The sequence below is a fragment of the Pseudomonas sp. TWRC1-2 genome, assembly GCF_049896685.1.
Classification (GTDB): Bacteria; Pseudomonadota; Gammaproteobacteria; order Pseudomonadales; family Pseudomonadaceae; genus Aquipseudomonas.
In genome coordinates this window covers 470,859-490,242 of record NZ_JAFCUU010000003.1, presented here as the reverse complement: position 1 = coordinate 490,242, position 19,384 = coordinate 470,859, and the positions used below count along the sequence as shown (strand labels likewise).

Below are 19,384 nucleotides of genomic sequence, written 5' to 3'. Positions count from 1 at the left end.
TCAGTCAGCGTAGTCGCTTAACCGAGGAACAGCTGGTAAGCCGGGTTTTCGCTTTCATCCCAGTACGGGTAGCCGATTTGCGCCAAGGCCGCCGGCACCAGATGGCGCTCGTCCGCCGGCACTTGCAGGCCTGCGACCACACGGCCATCGGCCGCGCCGTGGTTGCGGTAGTGGAACATCGAGATGTTCCAGCGCCCGCCCAGTTTGTTCAGGAAGTTGAACAACGCTCCCGGACGCTCCGGGAATTCGAAACGGAACACCAGCTCATCGCTGACTTTGGCCGCGTGCCCGCCGACCATGTGGCGGATATGCAACTTGGCCAGTTCGTTCTCGGTCAGGTCCAGCACCGGGAAACCCTGACTGGTGAGGCTGGCAATCAGCGCGCTGCGCGGGTCGTTTTCCGGGTGCGTCTGCACGCCGACGAAGATGTGCGCCTCGCGCCCGGAGTGGTAGCGGTAGTTGAATTCGGTGATCTGGCGCTTGCCCACAGCCTCGCAGAACGCCTTGAAGCTGCCCGGTTGCTCGGGAATAGTCACCGCGATGATGGCTTCGCGGCCTTCACCCAGCTCGGCGCGTTCGGCCACGTGGCGCAGGCGGTCGAAGTTGACGTTGGCGCCGGAGTCGATGGCCACCAGGGTTTGCCCGGTGATGCCCCGCGTTTCCACGTATTTCTTGATACCCGCCACGCCAAGCGCGCCAGCGGGCTCGGTGATGGAGCGCGTGTCGTCGTAGATGTCCTTGATCGCCGCGCAGATTTCATCGGTGCTGACGGTGATCACTTCGTCCACATAGTCTTTGCAGATGTCGAAGGTGTGCTGGCCGATCTGCGCCACCGCCACGCCATCGGCAAAGATACCGACAGTCGGCAGCACCACACGCTCGCCGGCAGCCATGGCGGCCTGCAGGCAGTTGGAGTCGTCCGGCTCGACGCCGATGATCTTGATTTCCGGGCGCAGGTATTTCACGTACGCCGCGATACCGGCGATCAGCCCGCCGCCGCCCACCGGTACGAAAATCGCGTCCAGCGGCCCAGGGTGCTGACGCAGAATCTCCATCGCCACGGTGCCCTGCCCGGCAATGGTGTGCGGATCATCGTAGGGGTGAATGTAGACGTAGCCTTTTTCGTCGACCAGTTTGAGCGAGTAGGCCAGGGCTTCCGGGAAGGAATCGCCGTGCAGCACCACTTTGCCGCCACGCGAACGCACGCCTTCAACTTTGATTTCCGGGGTGGTCTTGGGCATCACGATGGTGGCCTTGACCCCCAGCACCTTGGCCGCCAGGGCCAGGCCCTGGGCGTGGTTGCCAGCAGACGCGGTGACCACGCCGCGCGCACGTTCCTCGCTGCTCAGTTGCGTCAGCTTGTTGTAGGCGCCGCGAATCTTGAACGAGAACACCGGCTGCAAGTCTTCACGCTTGAGCCAGACCTTGTTGCCCAGCCGCTCGGAGAGCTGGCGGGCGGTCTGCAAAGGGGTTTCTACGGCAACGTCGTAGACGCGCGAGGTGAGGATCTTTTTGACGTACTGTTCAAGCATCGGCGGGAATCACTGAGCAGGTTGGGCAGGGCCAAGGAGTCTAACCCGGCTTTTGGCCGGGCGACCACACGAATCCCGAGGTTTTGTTGGGTTATACTCGCCGCCCTCGATAACTCCCCGCCCGTTCCGGAGCCCGCATGACCCAGGATCAACTCAAACAGGCAGTGGCCCAGGCCGCCGTCGATTTAATCCTTCCTAAACTCGACGACAAGAGCATCGTCGGTGTCGGCACCGGCTCCACCGCCAACTGCTTTATCGATGCGCTGGCCCAGCACAAAGGTGCGTTTGACGGCGCCGTGGCAAGCTCCGAAGCCACCGCCGCGCGCCTCAAGGGCCATGGCATTCCGGTGTACGAGCTCAACACCGTGAGCGACATGGAGTTCTATGTCGACGGCGCCGATGAAAGCGACGAACACCTGAACCTGATCAAAGGCGGCGGCGCTGCCCTGACCCGCGAGAAGATCGTCGCGGCCGTGGCCAAGACCTTTATCTGCATCGCGGACGCCAGCAAGCTGGTGCCGGTACTCGGCGCATTCCCGCTGCCGGTGGAAGTGATCCCGATGGCCCGCAGCCACGTGGCCCGCGAGCTGGTCAAGCTGGGCGGCGACCCGGTGTACCGCGAAGGCGTGTTGACCGACAACGGCAACATCATCATTGATGTGTTCAACATGCAGATCACCAACCCGGTGCAGCTGGAGACGCAGATCAATGCGATCGTCGGCGTGGTGACCAATGGGTTGTTCGCCGCGCGTCCAGCGGACGTATTGCTGCTGGGCACCTCTGAAGGCGTGAAAACCCTCAAAGCTTAAAAAACCGCGAATCCCCCTGCGGGAGCCGGGTTTGTGTGGGAGCGGGCTTGCTCGCGAATGCGGTGTGTCAGTCGCTGAATCAGTTGCCTGACACACCGCATTCGCGAGCAAGCCCGCTCCCACATTTGCTATGTGCTGACCTCGATATTTATGTAACAAGAATGCTACTTTTCGCTGCATCCCCTCGCCAAAATCGTGCGTCACCTGACGGCATGTCGTACCTTCCTCAGTATCAAATCCGTTACAAATTACAGCCAGGCGACCCACGCGTTTAACCATGCGCCACTTTGCAGTTGCTCAAGGAATGAGGCGCGCATTGTGCAATGGGTCTGGGCTTGACCTTCCCCACACCTCAAGGACGACCTTGTGATAAAGCCCTTAGCCCTCGCGATCAGCGTGGTCGCCAGCCTGCTGTCGACACATACCCAGGCCTACGATTACGGCCAGCACGCCAACACCACCCTGGAAAAGCTGATCAACGATTACCCCGGCCGGTATCGCGGCACCGCCAATTTCGCCGGCGCAGCAGATTGGATGCAAAGCCAGATGGGCTCGGCCTACAGCCTCAGTCGCCAGAACTTCACCTGGAACAACGGCACTCGCGCCTCGCAAAACGTGGTGGCCTACGCCGCCGGCACCACGGCGCAATACGTGGTAATTGGCGCGCATTTTGACACCTACTTCGGCCGCCCGACCCTGCAAGGCCTGGACGACAATGGTTCCGGTGCCAGCGTGCTGACCGAAGTGGCGAAGAACCTGGGCGGCCTGCAGTTGGAAAACGGTCTGCAAATCGTCGGCTTCGGCGCGGAAGAAGAAGGCCTGCGCGGCTCCAAGGCGTTTGTCGACTCACTCAGCGCCAGCCAGCGCGCGAACATGCTGGCGATGATCAACCTCGACAGCCTGATCACCGGCGACATGATGTACGCGCACGCCGGCCAGAACAGCGCGGCCAACCCCGCTCTGGCCTCGCTGCGCGAGCACACATTCCAGATCGCCAAGGAATTGAACATCCCACTGTTCACCAACCCTGGCCTGGACCCGCAATACCCCAAGGGCACCGGCTGTTGCAGCGATGGCGAGCCGTTCGAGCCGCTGAACATCCCGATTCTGTATATCGAAGCCACCAACTGGGAGCTGGGCGACCTGGACGGCTACACCCAGACCAACAACCCGAAAATTCCGGGTGGCTCCACCTGGCATGACCCGGCCGAGGACAACGAAGCCGTGCTCACCGATGCCTTCGGCCAGGCGCGCATCGACCAGCGCCTGCGTGACTATTCGCGCCTGCTCAGCCGCCTGGTACTGGAGTTGACCAACGCCGACCTGACGGCCTCGACCGCCTCGGGCGGCGCCGTTGCGCGCAACATGCAAGACAACTTGCAGCGCCAGCACCAGGCCATGGTGCGGCTGCATGATCGGCGCTGGCTGACCTTGCAGTCCGCCAGCCGCGAGGCCGGCAGTTTTGATGGCGAAATTGGCGTGGATGGCGAATACAGCCCGGACAGCGGCTTCGACAGCCCGCTCAACCCCGAGGCGCGGCGCCTGGGCGTGCATGCGCTGGGCGACTACCAACTCACGTCCAGCCTGAACATCGGCGCCAGCCTTAGCTACCTCAACGGGCGCGACACCCTCGAACACCGCGGCAAACTCGACAGCGACACCTGGCAGGCGGCGGTCTATGCCTTGCTCAACGACGGCGGGCCGAGCTGGCTGGCCGGCGACCTGAGCGTCGGGCGTACGCGCTTTGATTCCAAGCGCAACCTGTTGATCCAGGCCAATGGCGGCCCGATCTTGCTCAATCAGCAACTGAGCGGCAACACCGACGCTCTGTCCTTGGGCGCGCGCGTCCTGGGCGGCTACGACTTCGACTTCGGCACGGTCAAGAGTGGGCCGTTTGCCGGTCTGGATTACAGTCACGCGCGCATCGATAAATTCCACGAGAAACAGAACCTGCGCACGGCGCTTGAGTATCAGGAGCAATCCTTCGACTCCCTGGAAGCCAGCCTCGGTTGGCGCGTACGCGGTGCCGTCGCCCTGCCCTATGGCTTGAGCCTGCTGCCTTACGGCGACATCGCCTGGGTCAAGGAATTGGCTGACGGACGTCTCGACGACCTGCAACTGACCGCCCACGCCGACGGCCGGGCGCGCACCGCCACGCTCGGTGCCGTGGACAAAAGCTTTGGCCGCGCCCAAGTCGGCAGCCAGTTGGCGATCACCCCGCAGCTGGGCGTTTACGCCGAGGTAAACAGCCGCCTGGGGCATGCCGAAGGCAGCCAGACCGGCTATTCGCTGGGTGTGCAGTGGATGTTTTGATCAGGGTTTCTTGAACACGTAAAACAGGTTGGGCTCGCTGACCAGGTACAAGCTGCCTTCGTCGTCCATGGCGATGCCCTCGGCCTGAGGCACACGTTTTTGCAGGCCATGGCGCCCGTTGAGCAGAGAAAGGCTGCTTAGCGGGCGACCGTCGATGTCCAGCTCCAGCACCAGAAACGACTCATCCGACAGCGCCAGCAGATGGCCGCTGCGCTCGTCGTATTGCAAACTCGACAGATCGCGCACAAACAGTCCGGCATCGCGCTTGGGGTTGTTGATGACGTGCACCGAGTAGGTTTTTTCCGGCTTGAAATGAGGGAAACCGTGCACCTCGTAAATCAGCATCGGGTCTCGTTCCTTGGCCACAAACAGGCGCTTGCCGACCGAATCGTAGGCAAGGCCCTCGAAACCCTTGTTGCCGCCCATGTGTACGCCCAATGTCATCTGCTCCGCATCGGCGGCGTCGAGGAACTGGGTGTCGTCGTTCACGTGCACTTTGATCAGCCGCTGCTGACGCTCATCGCTGATCACGTAGATGTTGTCGCTGATGAACTCCACCGCTTCGGCATCGCCAAAGCCCACCAGCGGAATGCGCCGCAAAATCTTGCCGTCCAGGGACAGTTCGACCAGCTCGGCGTTTTTATTGGTGACGGTAAACAGGCTCTTGCGCACCGGGTCATAGGTGAGGGCTGAGACATCATCGTCGAGGCCTTCGATCACCTTGGCTTCCAGGCTGACGCGATAATCAGCCAGGCCGATGGAGCGCTCATCGGCAGGCTGGCGCCAGGCCTGCCAGTTAAACCATGCGCGCTCGAACAGACGCAATTGCTGTGCGACCACACCAGCGGCCACCAGGGCGATCAGCAGCACAGTAAAAAACGCGGGTTTGGGGCGGGCGAATCGACGCATCAGGGCAGCTCGAAGTCAAAAAGTGGCGAATGAATATCACGCCTGTCTGAATTTAAACTTAAACGCTGCCGGATGTCTGACGAATGCCGCTATTGGGGAAATGTCCGACGTAATCGTGGGTTATTTCTGCTTCTCGAAACGGTAGAACAGGTTCGGCTCACTGACCATGTACAACGAGCCGCTCTCGTCCATGGTCACGCCTTCGGCACGTGGAATGGTGCGCTTGAGGCCGTTGAAGCCGCCGAGCAAGGTCATGAAGCTGACTTGCTCGCCCTTTTCATCCAGCTCCAGCAACAGGTGGGAGTCGGCCGACAATGCCATCAAGTGGCCAGTACGCGGATCGACGGCAAGGGCCGAAAGGTTGCGCATGTCCAGCTCGGTGCTGGCGAGTTTTTGCTTGTCGCCCGTCAGCGTGGTGCCATCGCTTTTCCAGGTGAACAGCGCCGGTGGGCGCTCCTCGCCCAGCACGAGCTGTTGATTGCGCTTGTCCCAGGTGATGCCTTCGAAGGCTTTGTTCTGATCCTTGGACGGGCCCAGGTCGTAGCTCTTGAAGTCAGCGATATTCAGTTGCTGGGTGCCGGCATCGACTTTCACCACGGTGAGCGTGTGCATGCGCTCATCGACAATGGCCATCAAGCCGTTCTCCATCATCGTCACGCCTTCCGGGTTGTTCCAGCCGTTGAGTGGCATCTTGCGCAGCACATCGCCTTGCAGGCTCAACTCAACCAGGAACGGGTTTTTGCCCATCACGGAAAACAGGGTTTTGGTCTGCGGATTGTAGGAAAGATCCGAAGCCTCATCCTTCTCCATGCCGGGCAACAACTTGCCGTCGATGACCGCATGGTAGTCCGGCAGCCAGACGCTGGCCTGCTGCTCAGCCGGCGTTTCAAAGCGTTCCGCCACCCACAGTACGCCACGATCATCCCAATGCATGAGCCAGGCAACGCCATACACAATCGCCCCGGCGAGAAACAGCCAGGAATACCAGCGCAGGGCAAAACGTGAACGGGGCTTGGGTGCAGCGGAGGGCAAAGTCACGGCCATTGAGCGCTTTTCCGGAAAGTCAGCGTTAGGTGATAGCACAGGATCAGCGGGCCCGCGCGCAGGAGGCTGTGGATTATCCGGATGGCGTGTGAAAAAAATGCAAAAGCCAGATGTTTCGGACCACTCAGACCAATGTGGGAGCTGGCTTGCCTGCGATGCAGGCACCTCGGTGTGTCAGTGACACTGAGGTGATGCTATCGCAGGCAAGCCAGCTCCCACATTTGAAGGCATGCCGTCTTTAGCGAACGCTGCTTTCGAAACGGCTCACACCCGTCAACTCCAGCACCAGCTCATCCCCCACATTCAGCGGCCCCACACCGGCCGGCGTGCCGGTGAGAATCACGTCACCGGCCTGCAGCGAGAAGCAGCCAGCCATGTGCTGGATCATCGGGATAATCGGGTTGAGCATCTGCGAGCTGTTGCCGTCCTGGCGCACTTCGCCATTGATGGTCAGGCGAATACCGATATCGGTCACGTCCGGGAACGTGCTGCCGACCACGAACGGTGCAATCACCGCCGCGCCATCGAACGACTTGGCGATTTCCCAGGGCAGGCCTTTGGCTTTCAGCTCGGCCTGTTTGTCGCGCAAGGTCAAATCCAGGGCCGGCGCGAAGCCAGAGATAGCGTCGAGTACTTCTTCACGGCTGGGTTTGTTCGACAGGGGCTTGCCGATCAACACCGCGATTTCCGCCTCGTAGTGCACCGAACCGCGGTCGGTCGGGATGGCGAAACCGCCTTCCAGCGCGACCACGCAGCTGCCCGGTTTGATGAACAGCAATGGTTCGGTGGGCACCGGGTTGTCCAGTTCCTTGGCATGTTCGGCGTAGTTACGCCCGATGCACACCACTTTGCCCAGGGGAAAGTGGATGTTGGTGCCGTCGACGTACTTGTGCTGGTAGCTCATGAAACGACTCCTACAGGGGCGATTAAACAGCGAAGATCTTGCCAGGGTTCATGATCCCGTTAGGGTCGAACACCGCTTTGACTGCCTTCATGTATTCGATTTCAACCGGCGAGCGGCTGTATGTCAGGTAATCACGCTTGGTCATGCCCACGCCGTGTTCGGCGGAGATCGAGCCGTTGTACTTCTCGACGGTTTCGAACACCCACTTGTTGACGGTGGCGCACTTGGCGAAGAACTCGTCCTTGCTCAGGTTTTCCGGCTTGAGGATGTTCAGGTGCAGGTTGCCGTCGCCGATATGGCCAAACCAGACAATTTCGAAATCGGGGTAGTGTTCGCCGACGATCGCGTCGATTTCCTTCAAGAACGCCGGCACTTTGGAGACAGTCACCGAGATGTCGTTCTTGTAGGGCGTCCAGTGGGAAATGGTCTCGGAGATGTACTCGCGCAGCTTCCACAGGTTGTGCAGTTGGGTTTCGCTCTGGCTCATCACTCCGTCCAGTACCCAGCCTTGCTCGACGCAATGCTCAAAGGTTTCCAGGGCGTGGTTGGCGACTTCTTCGGTGGTGGCTTCGAATTCCAGCAGCGCGTAGAACGGGCAGTCGGTTTCGAACGGTGCCGGCACGTCGCCACGGCCCATGACCTTGGCCAAGGCTTTGTCGGAGAAGAATTCGAAGGCGGTCAGGTCCAGCTTGCTCTGGAACGCGTGCAGCACCGGCATGATCGAGTCGAAATCCGTGGTACCGAGCACCATGGCGGTGAGGTTTTTCGGCGCACGGTCCAGGCGCATGGTGGCTTCGACCACAAAGCCCAAAGTGCCTTCAGCGCCGATGAACAGCTGGCGCATGTCGTAGCCGGTGGCGTTCTTGATCAGGTCGCGGTTCAGTTCCAGCACATCACCCTTGCCGGTGACCACTTTCATGCCGGCCACCCAGTTACGGGTCATGCCGTAGCGAATGACCTTGATCCCGCCGGCATTGGTGCCGATATTGCCGCCAATCTGGCTCGAACCGGACGACGCGAAATCCACCGGGTAATAAAGACCTTTTTCTTCAGCGACGTTCTGCAATTGCTTGGTGACCACACCCGGCTGACACACGGCGGTGCGGTCGGTGAGGTTCACTTCGAGAATCTGGTTCATGTAGTCGAACGACACCACCACTTCGCCATTCGCCGCCACCGCCGCAGCCGACAGGCCAGTGCGGCCGCCGGAAGGCACCAGCGCAACCTTGTGTTCGTTGGCCCAACGCACGATGGCTTGCACTTGCTCGGTGGTCTTGGGGAACACAATGGCGCAAGGCGCGGGTGCGAAGTGCTTGGTCCAATCCTTGCCGTAAGCCTCCAGGGAGTCTGCATCGGTCAGCACTTTGCCAGGCTCAACCAGGGTCTTCAGCTCATCAATCAGGGCAGGATGGGTCATCGACAGAACTCTCGAACAATTCATGGTCATCCTGAGAACGCTTCACGTCGCAGGAATGGGTGTTTAGCGGGGCACGTATGCTAGCATACCGCCCCCGCAGGACAGAGCCCAAGGGCGTTTCTGCGGTGACGGCTTTCCTGCCGTCCGGGTCAGCTTGCGCTGCTCGATTCCCTGCCATTTTTCTCCGGGATACAGGTTTACGCAGATGAGCAAGACTTCTCTCGATAAGAGCAAGATCAAGTTCCTTCTTCTGGAAGGCGTCCACCCATCGGCTGTCGACGTACTGAAGGCCGCTGGGTACTCCAGCATTGAGTACATCACCAGTTCTCTGCCGGAAGCCCAGTTAAAGGAAAAGATCGCCGACGCGCACTTTATCGGCATTCGCTCCCGCACTCAGCTGACCGAAGAGATCTTCGACCACGCCAAGAAACTCGTGGCTGTCGGCTGTTTCTGCATCGGCACCAACCAGGTCGACCTCAACGCAGCGCGCGAGCGCGGCATCGCGGTGTTCAACGCACCGTACTCCAACACCCGTTCCGTTGCGGAGCTGGTATTGGCCGAGGCCATCCTGTTGCTGCGCGGCATCCCTGAGAAGAACGCTTCCTGCCACCGTGGCGGCTGGATCAAAAGCGCGGCCAACTCCTTCGAAATCCGCGGCAAGAAGCTGGGTATCGTCGGCTATGGCTCGATCGGCACACAGTTGTCGGTTCTGGCCGAAGGCCTGGGCATGCAGGTGTTCTTCTACGACACCCTGACCAAGCTGCCGCTGGGCAACGCCACTCAAGTGTCGAGCCTGACCGAGCTGCTGGGCATGTCCGACATCGTCACCCTGCACGTACCGGAAACCGCTGAGACCCAGTGGATGATCGGCGAGAAGGAAATCCGCGCCATCAAGAAAGGCGGCATCCTGATCAACGCTGCGCGCGGCACCGTGGTTGAGCTGGACGCCCTGGCTGACGCGATCAAGGACAAGCACCTGATCGGCGCCGCGATCGACGTGTTCCCGGTGGAGCCACGCTCCAACGACGACATCTTCGAAAGCCCGCTGCGTGGCCTGGACAACGTGATCCTGACCCCGCACATCGGCGGTTCCACCGCTGAAGCCCAAGCCAACATCGGCCTGGAAGTGTCGGAAAAGCTGGTCAAGTACAGCGACAACGGTACCTCGGTGTCCTCGGTCAACTTCCCGGAAGTGGCGCTTCCGGCTCACCCTGGCAAGCACCGTCTGCTGCACATCCACCAGAACATCCCTGGCGTGATGATGGAGATCAACAAGGTCTTCGCAGAAAACGGTATCAACATCTCCGGTCAGTTCCTGCAGACCAATGAGAAAGTCGGCTACGTGGTCATCGACGTCGACGCCGAGTACTCGGACCTGGCGCAAGAGAAGCTGCAGCACATCAACGGCACGATTCGTAGCCGCGTGTTGTTCTAAGGTTTCAACGCAGCACAAAAAAGGGAGCCCCTCGGGGCTCCCTTTTTCACATCTGAACAAATCTTACTTGACGTTAACCGTGATGACTTTCGAGGCTACAGTCGGGTTGAACTGCATGTGCAGTTTGTCGCCGGCTACCAGCTGCAGGGTGTGCTTGCCAGGTGTGAGGGTCAGCTCGGTTTCGGTCTGGGCCTTGCCGTAGTGGATCACGGTGTCGGTGGCCGGGATCGGCACGCTGGCGTCAGGCAGCTCTTTCTGGTCGATCAGCAGGTGGTGGTGGCCGGTGCCTGGGTCCTGGCTGGTGGCCGGGGCCAGTTTCAAGCCTTCCATGCCGAATTTGACGGTGAAGGTTTTATCGACAGTGGCGCCGTCTTTTGGCGACACGATAAAGACTTTGGCGCCTTCAGGCGGCGCGCTGCGTGGGATACCGTCAGCAGCGGTAGCCAACATCGAAGCACCCAGCAGAACGCTGGCCAGGGTGGCACGGGACAAAAAGGCTTTCATTCGCTTCTCCAGTTTTTCTATGAAATCTGTAGGGTTATGACAACTTCGCGACAAATTGCTGTCCAAGGCACTCAACACCATAGCAAAGCGATGCTGAACGGCCCCTCGCGTAGACGAATTCATCAGGAGCGACCATGCGCTTTTCGCCTGGCCTTGTACTTTTGCTGCCCCTTCTGAGCCCCTTGGCTCACGCCGAATTGATTGATGATGTGTTTGATCGTGGCGAACTGCGCATCGCCCTGGAGGCCAACACACCGCCGTTCAACTTCAAGGACGGCGACAAGCTCACCGGCTTTGAAGTGGAACTGGGCGAGCAGCTGGCGAAGGAAATGGATGTGCGCCCCTCATTCATCACCACCGATGACGCCGACATGCTGCCAGGCGTTGAAACCGGCAAGTACGACGTAGCCATCAACCATATCGCTATGACTGCCGAGCTGCAGGATCGTTTCGATTTCAGCGATCCCTACAAGGAAACACCTGAGCTGGCCATTCCCTTCCAAAAGGGCAACCCGGCGTTCAAAAACAGCCTGGACAAGGCGTTGCAGCAGGTGAAGGCGGATGGTCGCTTGAAGGCGCTGACGCAGAAGTGGTTTGAAGGCGACACACCGGTCCTCAAGACACCCTAGATCAATTGTGGGAGCGGGCTTGCCCGCGAAGACGCAGTGTCAGTACCAGAAACGGTGACTGACGCACCGCCTTCGCGAGCAAGCCCGCTCCCACATGTTGATTCAGGGGAGGGTTTAGCGTTGGGCCAAGGCCGCAGCCGCCTCAGGCAGCTCCAGCTCACTGAACACCAACACGCCGTGGCGCTTGAGCAACGCCGCCGTCACGCCTTCGCCGCTGACCTTAACCCCAGTGAACGTGCCGTCATAGGTCAGCACGTTGCCGCAGGACGGGCTATTGGCCTTGAGAATGGCGACACGGATATTGTGGCGTTGCACCAGCGCCAGGGCTTGGCGGGCGCCATCGAGAAAGGCGGCGCTGAAGTCTTCACCTTCAGCGGTCAGCACCTGGGCACGGCCCTCCCACACATCGATGCCCTGCCCGCCCGGGATTTCGGCAGAGGGCCGGGGCGTCGGCAAACCGCCCGACACTTCCGGGCAGATCGCAACCACACGGCCTTCAGCCTGCCACGCCGCCAATTGATCAAACGGGCCGCTGGCGCCGCCGTCGTAGCGCACTTTGTGCCCGAGCAGGCAGCGACTGATCAGAATCTTTTCCATGTTTAAAACGGCTCGTTACCCCGCCGGCGAAACCAGCCGGTCAGGGACAGGCGTTCGCGCGTGGCGGGCAGGACTTCGTGGGGCACCTCCCCGGACAGGAACACCACCAGGCTACCGCCGGTGGGCACCACGTCGTATTCGACGCCGCCCTTGAGGTACATGCGCAGCTGGCCGCCATGTTCGGGCAGCCAGGCATCGTTCAAGTAGACCACCGCCGAGACCATGCGCCGGTCATCATCGCGAAAGCGGTCCAGGTGCTTGAGGTAAAACGCACCCGGGGGGTACATCGCAAAGTGGCTTTCGAAATCTTCCAGGCCCAGGAACAGCCCGCGGTTCATGGCCGACCGCAGGCTGTCCATCACGCCCATGTAGGTCTCGCAGACCGCTGCATCACCCTCTTCCAACCACTGGATACGGTCACCGCGAATACCCTCGCGAATCTCCTGGGCCGGCCCGCGTCCTACGGCTGCGGGTGCCAATTCCCCCTCAGCCGCACGTTTACGGCACTCAGCCGCCAGTTCCAGGGTCAGAGCCTGGGGCAGGAAGCCGTTCTGCTGCGACCAGCCTTTTTCGGCCAGGTCGTCGACAATGCGTTGCAGCAGGGGATGATCGAGGGGTATTTGCATGGCGCGCATAGTATCCATACGCCTGTGAATCCGACAGAGCCGCCGAGCGTCTGAATACACTTTAGTCAGGTGACCGATAGGATTTCTCGACAAATCCTACGCCCGACACGGACAATAGTGGCCGACTGACAGGAGTCCATATGCGTCGTTTGTTTTTTTCCGTGCTGATGTTCTGCGTTTTGCCCGCTTGGGCAGACGGCCATGACCAGTTGTACAAGGTCGCCGGCTGGGCCGAACAGCGTGCGCATTTCAATGACGCTCTGAGTGCCGCTCAGCAACGCTACCGCAACAGCCTGCCGCCGGCGGTGTACCAGGCGCTGGTGGACAACAGCAATAAACGCTTTGCCGCCCAGGCCGTGGACCAGCGTGCCGAGGCGCAATTGCGCAAGAACCTGGCGGACCCGAAACCCGCCCTGGCGTTTTTCCAATCGCCGCTGGGCCGCAAGATTGTCGCCGCCGAGTTGCTGGCTACGCGCCGCGACCAGTTGGCGAAAAACGCCCAAGGCCTGCCACACATCGAGGCCGATGCCACTCGCAGCCTGATCATCGGCCACCTGGCCCAGGCGCTGCCTGCCCGTGAAGCCGGTGCGGAAGTCAGCCTGGCGATTGCCGGTGTGGCCGCCGACAGCTTGAGCCAGATGATTCCGGGCCTGTTGGGCGGTGGGCAGGCTCAGGGCATGTTGAATGGGCAGCGTGAGCGGCTGATGCAGCAGATCGGCAATGACCTGAACAACACGTTGCTGTACGTCTATCGGGATTTGTCTGACCCGGAACTGGAAGAATTCGCCACGTTTGCCGAGTCGCCGGAAGGTCGGGCGTATTACAAGGCGGCGTTGGCAGCCATTCGCGCAGGGCTTGCAGTAGGCCAGAGCACCTCAAGCCTGTCGCAGTAACCAATGTGGGAGCGGGCTTGCTCGCGAATGCAGTGTGTCAGTTAGCAAATTAGTTGACTGACACTCCGCTTTCGCGAGCAAGCCCGCTCCCACATTTGAATGGTGTTACTTCAGATGGTCCGTGAGAAAGCTGAAATACTCCTCGCGAATCTCCGCAATCTCATTCGCCAAATGATGCCTGCCACGCGGGATCATCAACACTTCAGGCTGATCAAACTTGCCCCGCAGCACCTGCAAGTTGTGCTGCCAGTCCACCGTCATGTCTTCCTCACCCTGCACAATCACCGGCCGCCGTGGGCTGCGCGGTGCGGCTTCGATGCGCTTGATCCAGCGTGCCAGCGCGCCCACCCAGGCGGTCGGCAAGTGGCGCGGCTGCAGCGGGTCAGCTTCCAGGAACGGCTTGAACGCAGGGTCATTGGTGTTCTCGCTGAACCGCCGCGCGATGCCTTTGACGAAGGGCCGCAGCAGGTAATAGCTGACCTGCGACCAACCCCACGCACGCGGGCGCACCAAGGGTGACAGCAGGAAGGTCTTGCCCTGCGCCGGGCTGTCGGCGCCGTGATGGAGCACATGGTCCACCACCACTGCGCCGCCGGTGCTTTGCCCGAACAGATGCCAGGGCTGCGGCAATTGCAGCGCCGTGGCCTGGGCAAACAGCGCCTGCACCACGTTCTGGTACACCGCAAAATCATCGATGCTGGCGCGTGCGCCGCTGGACAGGCCATGGCCGGGCAGATCGCAGGCAATCACCACACAGCCCTGGTCCAGCGCCCAGTTCACCACATGACGGTACAGACCCATATGGTCGTAGAAGCCGTGGAACACGAACATGGTTGCCACGGGCTGAGGTGGCCACCACACCTGCGCCACCACGTGGAAGCCATCCACATCGAAACGCCCCAGGCGGCTCACCGCCGGTACTTTGCGCGCGGCCAGGTCCAGCCCGTAGAAGCGCTGGTAGACCCGCGCCTCGGCGCTGAGCGGTTGCGCATCCACAAGTGGCCGCAAGCTTTCGCGCAGATGATCGGGGTCAAAGCTCACAGGCATAAAGGGTTCCAGACTGACGGTGAAGATGAATATCGAGCTGCGATATTCATCTGTCAGGACAAGCATGGCAAGCTACGCGACCTTCGAGGATTGATCTGAATGCGACAGCCCTACCGTTCCGCCTTGTTCGCCAGCCTGATCCTGGTCATCTGCGCCGGCGTGCTGTGGGCGGCGTATGACTGGTTCCAGGGTCGCTACCTGCGCGCATTCAGTGAGCACACGGCGGTGTTTTCCGGCGACGCACTGCGCCTGCCCGCCGAACTTGCCGGCCCAGGCCCGATTCGCCTGGTGCACTTCTGGGACCCGGCCTGCCCGTGCAACGTTGGCAACCAGCAACACCTGGGCGAGTTGATGGAGCACTACGCGCCCCAAGGCGTCGAGTTCTACGCTCTGCAAAAGGCCGGCAGCCACGGCCAACTGCCCGACAACCTGCGCAAGATGAAACCCCTCAATGCCCTGTCCGGTGCCGAGCAGATACCGGCCACACCTGCCGTCGGAATCTGGGACCGAAGCGGCAAACTTGCGTATTTCGGGCCGTACAGCGAAGGGCTCACGTGCAATTCCAGCAACAGTTTTATCGAGCCGATCCTGCAAGCCCTTGAGGCCGGGCGCGAAGTAGACGCGACCCACACGCTGGCGGTGGGCTGCTACTGTGCGTGGAGCAAGGCCTCAAACTGAACACAGGCTGTTCAACTGGCAAACTCCAATCACCCGATCAACAGCCTGTTGTATCGTAGGATTTCGCAGAGTTTGTAAGCATAGGAATACATGAGCCAGTTAACCATCATCCTCTGGATGCTCAACGTTATCGTTGACACGTCCGGCCAACTGGCCTTTAAAGCCGCCGCCTCGGCCAGCGCCGAACATGACGGGCTGGCTCACTGGAAGCACATGCTCAAGCGTCCGTGGATCTGGCTCGGCGTGATCTGTTATGTCTTCGAATTCGTGTTGTGGCTGGCGTTCCTCACACTCGTGCCGCTGTCGGTGGGTGTGATGCTGGGTTCGATCAATATTGTCGTGATCATGATTGCCGGGCGTTTTCTGTTCAAAGAGCGCCTGAGCAAATGGCGCCTGATCGGCATCATGCTGATCGCCTGTGGCGTGACTGTCGTAGGGTTTGAATGATGAAACGTTTCTACATCCTGGGTTTTCTCGCGCTGATCATTTTCGACACTTTGGCGCAGGTCAGCTTCAAATTCGCCTCGGTGCATGCCGAGCCCCTGACGATGGATGCAGCCTGGCTGATTCGCGTGTTCGGCGCGCCGTGGATCTACGGCGCCTTCGTCGGCTATATCGGCGCGTTCTTTACCTGGATGACGCTGCTCAAATACGCACCGGTGGGCCCGGCGTTTGCCGCCTCCCACCTGGAGCTGATCAGCGTGACGCTGATCTCCGTGTGGCTGTTCGATGACACCCTGACCCTGCCTAAAATCATTGGCGGCGCGCTGATTATTGCGGGCATTCTCTGCCTGGCGCGCAGCGAAGACAAAGAGAGCAAGCAGCTTGAGGTCGAGCCGTCGCAGGCCCCGGCGTGATGAGCCGCCATTGGGAAATCCCGCCAACTGCGGGGCTTCCTTTGCGCTGGCAAGATTTACTCGCACGCTCGGGCAACCTGGCCGAATTGCTGGCCCGCCAATTCTCTATCCCACTGCCAGCACTGCCCTGCTCCGGCACGGCGGCGCTGATCATCGCGCTGCGCGTCTTACAGCAACGCATGCCCGGCCGCACCCAACTTATCGTGCCCGCCTACACCTGCCCGCTGGTGGCACTGGCCGCCTATTACTGCCCGCCATTGCGCGTGGTGCCTTGCGATCTACAGCCCGACAGCATTGACCTGGATGAACAGCAACTGACGCAGTTGTGCGACGAGAACACCCTGGCCGTGGTGGTCACTCACTTGGCAGGACGTGTGGCCGATGTCGATACCGCCAAGCGCATTGCCGGGGCTGTCGGCGCGGCGGTCATCGAGGACGCTGCGCAAGCCATGGGCGCGCTCGACGGTGGCCACAGCGTTGGGCTCAAAGGTGATGTGGGGTTTTTCAGCATGGCGCTGGGCAAAGGCCTGACGACGGCCGAAGGTGGCGTGCTGTTCAGCCGCGACCCGGTGCTGCATCAGGCGCTGCACCGGCAATGCCGGCAGGACCTGCCATTCAGCCTGCGCTGGGAGCTGCAACGCACCGCTGAACTGTGGGGTTACGCCCTGGCCTATCAGCCGCGCGGTTTGTACTACGTGTACGGCAAAGGGTTGCGTGCGGCGCTGGCGCAAGGCGATGAAGTGGCCGCCGTGGGCGACGACTTTTCGGTCAATGACATCCCGCTACACCGCCTAGGCGCCTATCGCCAGAAGGTCGGCGCCGCCGCGCTGGCTCGTTTGCCCGATCACCTGCAACAAGGCCGCAACCGGGCACTGCAACGCGCCGCACGCTTGAATGCCTTGCCCGGTGTCTCAGTCGTAATGGACCGGCCGGGGCAGCAAGGCACCTGGCCGTTTCTGATGGTGATGATGCCGTCGGCACACATGCGTGATGCGGCGATGACGCAGCTGTGGACCTCAGGGCTGGGTGTGACCCGCCTGTTTATCCACACCTTGCCGGACTACCCGGCCGTGGCCCCGCTGTTACAGTCTGGCAGCGACATGACCCAGGCCCAAGCCTTCGCCACGCGCACGCTGTCGATCAGCAACAGCCATTGGCTGACCGACGCACACTTCGAAAAGATACTGACCCAACTGAAGGCTATCGTCGCCAGCCTTGATTGATGCGCGCCACCAACCGGCTGTTCAACGCGTTCTGCTGCTGTTGCCAGATCTGCACCTGCGCCTCAGGCAACGCTTCCTGACCATCGGAGGCGCTTAGCCAGCGCTTGAACTTGCTTTCATAGTGATAGGCCGACACATCGCCGGTAATGTCCGCGCCGATGATCCGCCCCTCGCAGGCGTCGATCAGCTCGTTCAAGTGTTGCTCCAGAAACTCACCCTGATCCCAATTGGTGTTGACCACCTCGGGGCTCAACACGTCTTTGTCGATCGACAGGTACACCGGCAGCGAACGGTCAAACTGCGCCAGGAACGCGCGCATCAATTCATCCGGATGACTGAACGCGCGATTGCTGCGACCGGCGCCGACCCAGTTCATCCAGCGCGTGTCGACGTTGATATTCCAGTAGGTCAATTTGCGCTTGAGCAGCGGCGACCAGTGATTCTCCCAGGCATGGCCCAGGCCGATATCCTGCGAGCCGATACCCAGCACATGCACGTGCTCGACCTGCGGCAACCGGCTGGCCCAGTAGACCCACGAACCGCAGTGAATGCCGAATGGATAGCGCATGTTGTCCGGATGGTTGTCGCAAATGATCAGCTGGAACTTCTGCTGGCTGGGCAGTCGGTTCAGCAACAACTGGCTGAGGTGGTGATAGTCGCCGCTGCCGGTAAACACACAGCCATAGTCGCCGGGCATCTGTGCGTGCAGGGCCGTCTCCAGCTCCCGGAACTGCGCCCAACGGCAGCCGAAGCGGATTTTTTCCTGCCAGGCCTGCAGTGGCAGGGTCAGTGCGCCGGGAATGTCACTGACGGCGCCGTCGAAATCCAGAATCAGCGGCGGTCGATCCTGGCTCATGAAGTGTACTCCTGTTGCCACTGGGCATCGCTTTCAAAGTGATGGCGGAACCGGTTGCCCAGTTTGCGCAACAGCGGGTTACGCACCCAGACCAGGTGGCGGGTGAAGGTGAAGTCGGCGCCGAGGCTGGCCTTGACCTGTGGGTCGGTCCAGCCGGCCACGTAAAACTTCAGCCCATTGGCCACCGCGTACTCCAGGTTCACAAACCAGCTGACAAAGTACAGGTTGAACTCCAGCGCTTGCGGGTAGTTGAGGCCGATGTACTTGTCGAGCAGCTTGTCGCCCTCCACGTAGCACAGGTTGTAGCCGATCAGTTCGTCGCAGTGCCAGTAACAGAACACCCGCCCGCTGCTGCTGGCGTCCCGCAGCACGCCACGGAAGAACTCCGGCGTGAGCAGGTCAAAATGGATCTCGCTCTGGTCGTAGACGGCCCGGTACAGCGCGTACAACTGCGCGAGCCAGGCGTCATCGTCGAAACGCTCATCGCCGGTTTCCAGGATTTCCACGTGCATCGCCTCACGGCTGCGCAGTTTGCGTCGGATATTGCGCCGACGGCTGTGGGACAAGCGCGCGAGGTATTCGTCGACCGTGCTGAAGTTGATCGGTACATACGCCAGCGCCTGGCCTTCCAGGCTGATGAAGCCGCGTCGGGTGCAGTCATCGATCAGAGCCTGCGCGTAGCGGTTGTCCGCGTCGCTGAGCAGCGGCGAGTTGCAGGGCACGTCTTTGATGACGGTGAGTCTGCGCTGGGGTGCGCACTCATGTTGCAGCCACTGCGCCAGAGCCTGAGGCGAAACGGCCTGGGGGAACGGCGAGTATTCGCTGACCGTGGTGCCGACAAAGCAGCTGTCGATCCGCAGCCACGCATTCCAGAGCGTATAACCAGGCCAGTTGCGCACACGCTTCACGAACGCGTCGTCGGCGGTGGTCAGCAGGTCGAAGGGGGTGAAGAAGTACGGCAGGCCCTGTTCGGACAGGTGCACGTCAAAGCCCACTGGCGGGTGCTGCAAAAAGCGCCCGATCAGCGATGGCGCCTCCAGGCAGCACGCGTAGGTAGCCTCGGGGCGGCTGGAGTCTGACAGTGGTTGCGTGGCGCAAGTCATGACAAAAA

20 protein-coding genes are annotated in these 19,384 nt (G+C 60.9%); 9 read left to right on the top strand and 11 right to left on the bottom strand.

The window, feature by feature from the left end; genetic code table 11:
- Window positions 1-17: 17 nt before the first annotated feature.
- Window positions 18-1,532, bottom strand: coding sequence for a threonine ammonia-lyase, biosynthetic (gene ilvA, locus ACP7B3_RS11105; protein WP_145157825.1), 1,515 nt, complete (start codon window positions 1,530-1,532; stop codon window positions 18-20).
- 137 nt (window positions 1,533-1,669) lie between these two features.
- Here ilvA and rpiA point away from each other — a divergent pair, with 137 nt between their 5' ends.
- Window positions 1,670-2,341 (top strand): ribose-5-phosphate isomerase RpiA, encoded by a 672-nt coding sequence (rpiA, locus tag ACP7B3_RS11100; protein ID WP_426178792.1) that lies wholly within the window; start codon window positions 1,670-1,672, stop codon window positions 2,339-2,341.
- 366 nt (window positions 2,342-2,707) lie between these two features.
- Window positions 2,708-4,654, top strand: a complete 1,947-nt coding sequence (locus tag ACP7B3_RS11095; protein WP_426178791.1) for an autotransporter domain-containing protein — start codon at window positions 2,708-2,710, stop codon at window positions 4,652-4,654.
- Here ACP7B3_RS11095 and ACP7B3_RS11090 read toward each other — a convergent pair whose 3' ends face one another.
- The 4 genes from ACP7B3_RS11090 to ACP7B3_RS11075 form a co-directional block, all read right to left on the bottom strand.
- A complete protein-coding gene (locus ACP7B3_RS11090) occupies window positions 4,655-5,563 on the bottom strand; it encodes an SdiA-regulated domain-containing protein (protein ID WP_404485750.1) in 909 nt (302 codons plus the stop codon). It lies immediately after the preceding gene.
- Window positions 5,564-5,683: 120 nt separating this feature from the next.
- Window positions 5,684-6,607: an SdiA-regulated domain-containing protein gene (locus ACP7B3_RS11085; protein WP_426178790.1), complete on the bottom strand. Its 924-nt coding sequence runs from the start codon at window positions 6,605-6,607 to the stop codon at window positions 5,684-5,686.
- Between the two features lie 238 nt (window positions 6,608-6,845).
- The gene (locus ACP7B3_RS11080; protein ID WP_404485753.1) at window positions 6,846-7,511 is read right to left on the bottom strand and encodes a fumarylacetoacetate hydrolase family protein; all 666 of its coding nucleotides are present in this window, start codon (window positions 7,509-7,511) and stop codon (window positions 6,846-6,848) included.
- Between the two features lie 22 nt (window positions 7,512-7,533).
- Window positions 7,534-8,928, bottom strand: a complete 1,395-nt coding sequence (locus ACP7B3_RS11075) for an FAD-binding oxidoreductase (RefSeq protein ID WP_426178789.1) — start codon at window positions 8,926-8,928, stop codon at window positions 7,534-7,536.
- 205 nt (window positions 8,929-9,133) lie between these two features.
- Here ACP7B3_RS11075 and serA point away from each other — a divergent pair, with 205 nt between their 5' ends.
- Window positions 9,134-10,363 carry a phosphoglycerate dehydrogenase gene (serA, locus tag ACP7B3_RS11070; protein WP_010167810.1) on the top strand — a complete coding sequence of 410 codons (1,230 nt, stop codon included), beginning with the start codon at window positions 9,134-9,136 and terminating at the stop codon, window positions 10,361-10,363.
- A 63-nt stretch (window positions 10,364-10,426) separates the two neighbouring features.
- Here serA and ACP7B3_RS11065 read toward each other — a convergent pair whose 3' ends face one another.
- Window positions 10,427-10,867, bottom strand: coding sequence for a DUF4399 domain-containing protein (locus ACP7B3_RS11065; protein WP_106575730.1), 441 nt, complete (start codon window positions 10,865-10,867; stop codon window positions 10,427-10,429).
- Between the two features lie 134 nt (window positions 10,868-11,001).
- On the opposite strand from ACP7B3_RS11065, the gene ACP7B3_RS11060 reads away from it, so the two are divergent.
- Window positions 11,002-11,496 carry a transporter substrate-binding domain-containing protein gene (locus tag ACP7B3_RS11060; RefSeq protein ID WP_145157845.1) on the top strand — a complete coding sequence of 165 codons (495 nt, stop codon included), beginning with the start codon at window positions 11,002-11,004 and terminating at the stop codon, window positions 11,494-11,496.
- Between the two features lie 114 nt (window positions 11,497-11,610).
- Here ACP7B3_RS11060 and ACP7B3_RS11055 read toward each other — a convergent pair whose 3' ends face one another.
- Together ACP7B3_RS11055 and ACP7B3_RS11050 are read right to left on the bottom strand one after the other, a co-directional pair.
- Window positions 11,611-12,093 (bottom strand): DUF523 domain-containing protein, encoded by a 483-nt coding sequence (locus ACP7B3_RS11055; protein ID WP_404485759.1) that lies wholly within the window; start codon window positions 12,091-12,093, stop codon window positions 11,611-11,613.
- Between the two features lie 2 nt (window positions 12,094-12,095).
- Entirely contained in the window at window positions 12,096-12,728 is a 633-nt protein-coding gene (locus ACP7B3_RS11050) for a 2OG-Fe(II) oxygenase (protein WP_145158572.1), read from the bottom strand.
- Window positions 12,729-12,859: 131 nt separating this feature from the next.
- On the opposite strand from ACP7B3_RS11050, the gene ACP7B3_RS11045 reads away from it, so the two are divergent.
- Entirely contained in the window at window positions 12,860-13,612 is a 753-nt protein-coding gene (locus tag ACP7B3_RS11045) for a DUF2059 domain-containing protein (protein ID WP_106575734.1), read from the top strand.
- A 105-nt stretch (window positions 13,613-13,717) separates the two neighbouring features.
- On the opposite strand, the gene ACP7B3_RS11040 is transcribed toward ACP7B3_RS11045, so the two are convergent.
- Entirely contained in the window at window positions 13,718-14,659 is a 942-nt protein-coding gene (locus ACP7B3_RS11040) for an alpha/beta hydrolase (RefSeq protein ID WP_426178788.1), read from the bottom strand.
- A 99-nt stretch (window positions 14,660-14,758) separates the two neighbouring features.
- Between ACP7B3_RS11040 and ACP7B3_RS11035 the strand changes: the two genes are divergently transcribed.
- From ACP7B3_RS11035 to ACP7B3_RS11020, 4 genes are all read left to right on the top strand, one after another.
- Window positions 14,759-15,337 carry a DUF6436 domain-containing protein gene (locus tag ACP7B3_RS11035; protein ID WP_426178787.1) on the top strand — a complete coding sequence of 193 codons (579 nt, stop codon included), beginning with the start codon at window positions 14,759-14,761 and terminating at the stop codon, window positions 15,335-15,337.
- 90 nt (window positions 15,338-15,427) lie between these two features.
- Window positions 15,428-15,784: an EamA family transporter gene (locus ACP7B3_RS11030; protein WP_145157859.1), complete on the top strand. Its 357-nt coding sequence runs from the start codon at window positions 15,428-15,430 to the stop codon at window positions 15,782-15,784.
- A complete protein-coding gene (locus ACP7B3_RS11025; protein ID WP_145157862.1) occupies window positions 15,784-16,194 on the top strand; it encodes a DMT family transporter in 411 nt (136 codons plus the stop codon). The genes ACP7B3_RS11030 and ACP7B3_RS11025 overlap by 1 nt, the downstream gene beginning before the upstream one ends.
- On the top strand, window positions 16,194-17,417 hold the full coding sequence (locus ACP7B3_RS11020) for a DegT/DnrJ/EryC1/StrS family aminotransferase (protein ID WP_426178786.1): 1,224 nt from the start codon (window positions 16,194-16,196) through the stop codon (window positions 17,415-17,417). Before ACP7B3_RS11025 ends, ACP7B3_RS11020 begins: the two co-directional genes overlap by 1 nt.
- Here ACP7B3_RS11020 and ACP7B3_RS11015 read toward each other — a convergent pair.
- Window positions 17,395-18,273 carry a hypothetical protein gene (locus ACP7B3_RS11015; RefSeq protein WP_242199778.1) on the bottom strand — a complete coding sequence of 293 codons (879 nt, stop codon included), beginning with the start codon at window positions 18,271-18,273 and terminating at the stop codon, window positions 17,395-17,397. The genes ACP7B3_RS11020 and ACP7B3_RS11015 overlap by 23 nt on opposite strands.
- Window positions 18,270-19,376: a GNAT family N-acetyltransferase gene (locus tag ACP7B3_RS11010; protein ID WP_242199776.1), complete on the bottom strand. Its 1,107-nt coding sequence runs from the start codon at window positions 19,374-19,376 to the stop codon at window positions 18,270-18,272. The genes ACP7B3_RS11015 and ACP7B3_RS11010 overlap by 4 nt, the downstream gene beginning before the upstream one ends.
- Window positions 19,377-19,384: the final 8 nt, after the last annotated feature.